The organism is Xanthomonas sp. Leaf148 (assembly GCF_001423585.1).
GTDB lineage: Bacteria > Pseudomonadota > Gammaproteobacteria > Xanthomonadales > Xanthomonadaceae > Xanthomonas.
On the sequence record NZ_LMOP01000002.1, the window covers coordinates 101763 to 108810 of the forward strand.

The 7048-nt window shown below is 64.0% G+C and carries 3 protein-coding genes; all 3 read right to left on the minus strand.

Going from position 1 to position 7048, the window contains the following annotated elements; genetic code table 11:
* Positions 1-639 precede the first annotated feature (639 nt).
* Positions 640-2904: a methyl-accepting chemotaxis protein gene (locus tag ASF90_RS04600; RefSeq protein ID WP_055846551.1), complete on the minus strand. Its 2265-nt coding sequence runs from the start codon at positions 2902-2904 to the stop codon at positions 640-642.
* Positions 2905-3689: 785 nt separating this feature from the next.
* Positions 3690-6161 (minus strand): methyl-accepting chemotaxis protein, encoded by a 2472-nt coding sequence (locus ASF90_RS04605; RefSeq protein ID WP_055846554.1) that lies wholly within the window; start codon positions 6159-6161, stop codon positions 3690-3692.
* Positions 6162-6268: 107 nt separating this feature from the next.
* Positions 6269-7048: methyl-accepting chemotaxis protein (locus ASF90_RS04610; protein WP_236699200.1), on the minus strand; the 780-nt coding region annotated here is incomplete at its 5' end.

Consider the following 7048-nt stretch of genomic DNA (forward strand, 5'->3'; position numbering starts at 1 on the left):
TGACCGGATGCGCGGTGCCTGTACAGCGCTGGATCACACTGGTGAACAGCACGTGTGGGTCGGGTTGGCGCTGGTGAAAAATTGTGCTGAGTTGTTCGATTTCGGCGTTGGAATGTGGTGTTTATGCGCGTGTGCAGCGAAGTGACATCTGGCTGTCATCGTTGGGTTTCACGTGCGCTGCACGGGTTTTGGCTACGTGGGCTTCGATTCGAGTGAGTGCGGTTGGGGTAATGGTTTTGAGTTTGTTGCTTCGCCGTACCCTCACCCCAACCCCTCTCCCGAGGGGAGAGGGGCTTTAGCGTTGGGCGTTGGGGCTTCGTTGTTGCATGCGCTGCGTGGTTGATCATTGGTGACGGGCGGTGCGATTCTGCGAGGCGTTTGGGCGCTGCTGCGATCTCTTCCAGTTGTTGCTGCGTGTCTGTCTAGCTTCCTGCACGCGAGCAAGTTGCCTGCCTGCCAAAACGCACAAAGCCGACCCGCTAAGCGGGCCGGCCTTGTGTTTGATGCGGCGCGGTGTCTCGTCTGCTGCTATTGGTGCGTATAGCGATCGGTGCGCGCAGAGTTGATCTTGCACATGCGCCAGTGTTGCGCGACCAGGCTGTTTACCCAGGTCGCGCGTACTGCGCGGCGTTACTGCGCTTAGAACTCCTGCCAATCACCAGCGTCGTTGGCCGACGCCGACGCCGTGGTCTGCATCGTGCCACGTCGCGGTGCTGTTGCCGCATTGGGGCGTGCAACCGGACGCGGCGCGGTGCGTGCATTGGCCGGTGTGCTGGCAATGGCCGACAGACGGCGTGCAATCGGCGTGTGTTCGGCCACCTTGAACACTGCGACGGCTTCGGTGAGCTGCTGCGCCTGTTCTTCCATGGCGCGTGCGGCGGCGGTGGCTTCTTCCACCAGTGCAGCATTCTGCTGGGTGGTTTCGTCCATCTGGGTCACGGTCTGGTTGACCTGCTCGATGCCGGCGTACTGCTCCTGCGAGGCCGACGAAATTTCGCTCATGATGTTGGTGACGCGCTGCACGCTGGCCACGATATCGGCCATGGTGGTACCGGCCTGGTCGACCAGGGTTGCACCTTGCGCCACCTTTTCCACCGAGTCGTCGATGAGGTGCTTGATCTCTTTCGCTGCGCCGGCCGACCGCTGTGCCAGCGTGCGCACCTCGGAGGCCACCACCGCAAAACCACGGCCCTGTTCGCCGGCACGTGCCGCTTCCACCGCCGCATTCAAAGCAAGAATGTTGGTCTGGAAAGCGATGCCGTCGATGACGCTGATGATCTCGGCGATCTTCTTCGAAGACGCCTGGATGTCGGACATGGTGGTGACCACGCTCGCCACCACAGCGCCACCCTGGGACGCCACTGCAGCGGCACCGATGGCGAGCTGATTGGCCTGGCTGGCGTGTTCGGCATTCTGCTTGACGGTGGAGGTGAGTTCTTCCATCGAGGCGGCGGTTTCTTCGAGATTGGCGGCCTGTTGTTCGGTGCGCTGCGACAGATCCTGATTACCGGTGGCGATTTCGCCGGAGGCCAGGCCGATCGCGCCGGCTGCTTCCTGGATGCGGCCCACGATATTGGCCAGCTGTTCGCCGGTGGCATTGGCATCGTCGCGCATCTGTGCGAACACGCCCTGGTACTGGCCGGTCATGCGTGCGGTGAGGTCGCCGGCGGCGATCGACTGCAACAGGCCCGACAGCGACTGCAGGTTGCCATCGGCAGTGGCCATCAAGGTGTTGAGACTTTCCACCATGACGCGGAAGTCGAACTGGAACTGCTCGGCATTGCCGCGTGCGGTGAAGTCGCCATTGGCTGCCGCCTGGGCAAGGTGCTTGATCTCGTGATTCATCGTGGACAGGTTGTGCTTGACCTGATTCATCGCCGTGGTGATCGCGGCTTTTTCGCCTGGCAATTGCGGCATGTCTTCGCTCAGATCGCCGATGGCGTAGCGCTCCACCAGGTGGATGGTCTGCATCTTGACCTTGATGTGCGCGGCGACCAGCTCGTTGGTGTCCTTAACCATGCGGCCGAAGTCGCCGGGGAACGCGCCGGCATCCATGCGGAAACTGATCTGGCCTGCATCGTGGCGCTTGGCCATCTCCAGCTGCGCGCTGATCAGGTTGCGTACCTGGTCCTGCATCTTGTCCATCGCCTGCAACAGGCGACCGGTTTCGTCGTTGCTGGTGGTGAGCACATCGTTGTCCAGATTGCCGTTGGCAATGGCTTCGGCGGCACGGGTGGCCTGCGACAGCGGGCGCACCAGGCTGCGGGTGATGGCCCAGCCCAGCAGGCCACTGATGAACACCACCGCCAGACCGCCGCCGATCAACATCGTGCGGCCGCGTGCCATCGCGGTGGTGGCCACCGCGTTAGCTTCCTGGGCACGCTTGCGCTGCAGCGCCGTGTATTCCAGCAACGTGTCCTGCCACGCCTGTGTGGCCGGCGCCGCACGTTGCAGCATCAACGGCAAGGCTTCATCGGTTTTGCCTGCTAACCCAAGATCGAGCACCTGGCGGTTGAGCGCGGTGGCGGTCTTGTTGTTCTGGTCGATCTTTTCGCGGATGGCTTGTGCCGTCGGCGTCGCCGAGAAGGCGTAGAGCTGCTCGCGCACCTTGTCGTAGGTGCTGCGCTGTTCTTCGATGATGGCGGCGAAGCGACGATTTTCTTCAGCGGTGGTCGGCAGCACGACATTGCGCAGCTGCACGGCAATCACCGAGACGGCGTCATTCATCTCTTGCAGATGCTGGACGATGACCATGTTGCGATTGGTGAGCGTATCCAGGCTCTGACGCGCTTGCGCTAGCGTGTAAAGACCAGCGGCCACCAGTGCGCACGACAGCAGGATCAGCGTGCCGAACGCGAAGGTCAGGCGCTTGCCGACGTTGTACCGTTGAAGAAGAGCGATCATGTTGAGTCTCGAAGGCGATGGGCAGGAAGGGGAAGTGCGCATCGGCAGGGTCGCGTCGTCGGTACGTCGAGCGCTGCCAGGGCGGGCATGCATCCGGCCGATCCATCGGTGCGCGTGACCGGCTGTCACGCTGCGCTCGATTGCAAGGCAGGTCTGCATGCTTGTGCTCGGTAACGGCGCTGGTGGCGACAGCTGAACTCGCTTGGCTGATTGTGTATGGGCGGCCGTCACCAAGATGATGCTCGTGTGCACAAATGACCCGGAAACCCTGATGGGAGCGCTACCAGCACGCGACCGGTGCGCTGCGAATTCACTGTTCGATCACGTGCTGAAGCGTGACGGCGGTGTGCAGGCAGGTGGGTTCCCGGGTGAGTGCACCGGCTTTGGGAAGCGAATCGGCGCAATGCCGCATTCGCTCATGACGCAGATCAGGACGCGCGGATGACGGCGCGCCCTACAGTCGAAGGTGACATCGCGGTTGCCGCAGTGCCCTCAGGGCAGCGACACCGGTCGTCTTGTCAGAGCATTGACACGGCGGCGATGGCGGGTGTGTGCCATCGCTCATGACGCAGATCAGGACGCGCGGATGACGGCGCGCCCTACGATGGAAGGTGACATCGCGGTTGCCGCAGTGCCCTCAGGGTAGCGACACCGGTCGTCTTGTCAGGGCATCGATACGATGGCGATGGCGGGTGTGTTCCATCGCCAGGCGATCAGGTCGCCGGTCCCATCACCGGCCATCTGCAGCGTGCTGCACACGCGGCAGTCATCGCGCGCCGCAACGTTTAGGCGGCCCGCCCAAGGCGGGGCGACACCGCCACCTGCAACTGGAACACCGATACCGCATCGCGCAACTGCTGCGCCTGTTCTTCCATCGCGCGTGCGGCGGCAGTGGCTTCTTCCACCAGCGCGGCGTTCTGCTGGGTGGCCTGATCCATCTGCGCCACGGTCTGGCCGACCTGTTCGATGCCTTGCGACTGCTGCAGCGAGGCTTCGCTGATCTCGTGCATGATCGTGGTGACGTTCTGCACTGAATCGACGATCTCCTGCATGGTGCGGCCGGCCTGGCCGACCAGCTGGTTGCCGTGTTCGACCCGGCTGACCGAATCGTCGATCAAGTGCTTGATCTCTTTTGCCGCACCGGCAGACCGCTGCGCGAGGCTGCGCACTTCCGAGGCCACCACGGCAAAGCCGCGGCCCTGTTCGCCGGCACGCGCGGCTTCCACCGCAGCGTTCAAGGCCAGGATATTGGTCTGGAACGCGATGCCGTCGATCACGCCGATGATGTCGGCGATTTTTCTGGAGGCCGCCTGGATGCCGGCCATGGTACCGACCACCTGGCCGACCACGTCGCCGCCTTGCAAGGCGACGGCGGCGGCGCCGACCACCAGCTGACTGGCGCGCTTGGCATGTTCGGCGTTGGTGCGCACGGTGGAGGTGAGTTCTTCCATCGAGGCCGCGGTTTCTTCCAGGTTGGCGGCCTGCTGCTCGGTACGTTGCGACAGGTCCTGATTGCCGGACGCAATCTCGCTGGCCGCATCGTTGATGGCATCGGTGGAGCGCTGGATGCGCCCGACGATATCGGCCAGCTGCGTCACCGTGGCATTGGCATCGTCGCGCATGCGTGCGAACACACCGTGGAAATCGCCATGCATGCGCGCGGTGAGATCGCCTGCAGCGATCGCCTGCAGCACCTTGGACAGCGATTGCAGGTTGGCGTCGGCGGTGGCCATCAGCTGATTAAGGCTGTCCACCATCGCGCGGAAGTCGTACTGGAAGCGCTGCGCATCGCCGCGCACGCTGAAGTCGCCGCTGGCTGCGGCCTGCGCCAGCAGCTTGATCTCGTTGTTCATCGCCGACAGGTTGGCCTTGACCGTGTCCATGGTGTCGGTAAGTACGGCCTTTTCGCCGGGCAGGCGTTGCATGTCCTGGCTCAAGTCGCCGATGGCGTAGCGCGACATGATCTGCGCCAGCTGCATCTTTACCGCGATATGCGAGCCGACCAGCGCGTTGGTATCGCGCACCATGGTGGCGTAAGCGCCGGGGAAGCTGTCTGCGTCCATGCGGTAACTGATCTGGCCGGCGTCGTGGCGCTGCGCCATCTCGCTCTGTGCGGCCAGCACGTGCTGCACCTGCTCCTGCATCCGGCGCATGTTGTCGAGCAGTTGGCCGGTTTCATCGCGGCTGGGCGGCACGATGCGTTCGTCCAGCTCGCCTTGCGCGATGTTGGCAGCCACCGTCGCGGCGCGGCGCACGTTGCGGGTGAGGTTGGACAAGGTGTACCAGCCCAACGCAGCGATCAGCAGCGCGAGCAGCGACAGGCCGGCGACGGCTTGCCACATCGCGTTGCGCGCATCCACCAGGTGGCGTTCGGATTGCCGCTGCAAGGCCTGCAGCGAGGTGCTGCTGAGGTCCTGCATGGCCTGGCCAAGCGTATCGAGTGCGGCATTCCACTGCGTATCGGCCTGCGTATCGCTGCCTTTCAGCGCCGCGCCAAGAGCTTGCAGTGCGGCGTTGGCACGCGTGGCTTCGGCGTTGGCGGCATCGGCCAGGGCAGGGTCGGGCTGTTCCAGCAGGCCCATTGCTTTGTCCAGCTCATGCCGGAAACGCACGTGGTTGCGCTGCAGCTGATTGAGCTGTTCGCGCAGCATGGCGCGCTCGCCACCTGCCTGCGACGGATCGTTGGCCGCATCCAGGCGGGTCAGCGATTCGGTGGCGTCGGGGCTATAGATCAAGGTCGCCACCACCAGGTGGTAGCTTTCGATATACGGGGTGTAGACCAGTTGGCTGTCGTCGCGCAGTGCATCCAGCGCAGCGAAGGCTTGTTCGCTCACGCTGCTATAGCCGCTGGCCGCCGTGGTGGCGACGTGGCGCTGCTGCAGGGCGAGCAGTTGTGTCTGGCTGCGTTCGAAGCCGGGCATGGCGGCGGTCGTGGCGAGCAGTTGCTGCAGATCGCGTTCGGCGCGTTGTGCTGCGGCGTCGGCGGCGCTGCCGCTATCGACGTGTGCCGCGTGCAGATCGGTGATCAGGCCCAGCATCTGCCCAAGCGGGGCGTAGCTGCGCAATTCGTTGTTGCTGATGGTGACGCTCTCATTGAGCTTGCCGCTATAGAGCAGCACCGGGATCACCAGGCCGACCAATGCCAGCACACCGATCGCACCGAGTTTTTTGGCAATGGCCAAGTCGTCCCAGCGGCTGGTCCAGCGACGCGGGGCGGGTGAAGCGGTCTGCGGCAGCAGCGCGGAAGCAGTGGTCATCGGTGCGTCTCATGGGCGTACGCAGGCTATCGGCCAATACCTGTTATGCCTTGAGCCGGCCGGCATCGCTGCCGACCGGATCCGTTCAGGCAGTTCAGTCCGCTTGCTTAGAACTCCTGCCAGCTACTGTCGTTGCTGGAGGCGGCGGGAGTCCGCCCGGCTGCAGCCACCTTCGCCTTGACCCCCGAACTCACCACCGGCCGCGCGGGTGCGGCACGCACGGCCGGGGCCGCATAGGTCGCATCGGTCTTGAACACGGCAACCGCTTCGGTCAGGCCCATCGCCTGTTCTTCCAGTGCACGTGCGGCGGCAGTGGCTTCTTCCACCAGCGCGGCATTCTGCTGGGTGGTTTCGTCCATCTGGGTGATGGTCTGGTTGACCTGTTCAATGCCGGCCGACTGCTCCTGCGAGGCGGCGGAGATCTCGCCCATGATGTCGGTGACGCGCTGCACGCTGGCAACCACTTCGCTCATGGTCTTGCCGGCGGTGTGCACCAAGGCGGAGCCTTCGGCGACGCGGTGCACGGAGTCGTCGATGAGGTCCTTGATCTCCTTGGCCGCACCCGAGGAACGCTGGGCCAGCGTCCGCACTTCCGAGGCAACTACCGCAAACCCGCGGCCCTGCTCACCGGCACGTGCCGCTTCCACCGCCGCATTCAAGGCCAAAATATTGGTCTGGAAGGCGATGCCATCGATGACCGAGATGATGTCGGCGATCTTCTTGGACGAGGCTTCGATGCCGGACATGGTCTGGACCACCTTGCCGACCACTTCGCCACCTTGCACTGCCACGCTGGCGGCGCCGATGGCGAGCTGGTTGGCCTGGCGTGCACCCTCGCTTTGTCCGGTTTGGTCGCGGGCTTGGCCACCTGTTTGGTCGCCGATGTG